This window comes from Ghiorsea bivora, from assembly GCF_000744415.1.
Classification (GTDB): domain Bacteria; phylum Pseudomonadota; class Zetaproteobacteria; order Mariprofundales; family Mariprofundaceae; genus Ghiorsea; species Ghiorsea bivora.
In genome coordinates this window covers 1-1,071 of sequence record NZ_JQLW01000004.1, presented here as the reverse complement: position 1 = coordinate 1,071, position 1,071 = coordinate 1, and the positions used below count along the sequence as shown (strand labels likewise).

Genomic DNA, 1,071 nt, shown 5'->3' with positions numbered 1-1,071 from the left:
TTACCCGTAAACGACCTCATGCCCTGTTACGTTTGCATCTTGCAGTTGGTAAAAGAAGCTTCTTGCCTCTCGTGTGAGATTACCTATCGCTGGTTATCCCTTAGACTTTAGGAAAATGTGCTTTTATTTTTATCTAAACAAAGTCATCACGTTTTGCGCTGCTTGGTTAGCCTGCGCTAGCATAGATGTACTTGCTTGGGTAAGGATTTTGTTTTTGGTGAAATCAGCCATTTCTGCAGCCATATCCGCATCACGAATAGATGATACAGAAGCTGTAGTTTGCTCAATACTGGTTGCAATATTGGACTGAATGAATGCGACTTGGTTTTGTGTAGCTCCAAGGTCAGCACGTTGTGACACCAATGTATTCAATGCTGCTTTTGCAGTATCAATATAAGCTTGTGCGTTGGCTTGTGTGGTTAAATCACCAGTACCAAGACCCAATGCAGCTGTGGTATAAGATTTGGTTAAATCCACAGTCACTTGGTTGTTGGCATTGTTGTCAGCACCCACTTGGAAAGCCAAAGCTGAAGCATAAGCAGATGTACCAGCAGCTGCATCAGCAGTTACTACTGTTTGACCAGTAATGGTACTGTTAGCCAGTGTAGCGGCAGCAGTGCCTGTTAGCGAAGCACCATTATCCATAGTTACAGTAAATGCAGCACCTGCGGTTAATGTTGCTGTACCTGTTGAGCCATCCGCTCCAGTTACAGTTAATGTATCACCTGTTGCCGCACCAGTTGTAACATCGTAGCTATATGTTGTGCTTACCCCACCATCTGTGGCGGCAGTTGTGGTCAAGCTTGTGACTGAACCATTACCTGCTGTTGGGTTTGTAACTGCAAAAGCAACAGCAGCTGACCCAGCATCAATGCCATTCAACAAGTTCACGCCATTGTAGTTGGTAGAGTTTGCGATTTTATCGATTGCTGATTCCAATTTGATACGTTCTGCATCCAATTTGCCCAATTCACCTGCGTTGTTCGCAGAAGAAGCTTGGGTTGCCAAAGTCTGGATACGAATAACCATGTTTTGGATTTCATTTACACCAGCGTCTGCCATTTTTGTCAT

General features: G+C 44.2%; 1 protein-coding gene. It reads right to left on the bottom strand.

Going from position 1 to position 1,071, the window contains the following annotated elements:
• Positions 1–129 precede the first annotated feature (129 nt).
• Positions 130–1,071, bottom strand: a 942-nt coding sequence (locus DM09_RS00515; RefSeq protein WP_038246668.1) for a flagellin, incomplete at its 5' end; no start/stop codon positions are given.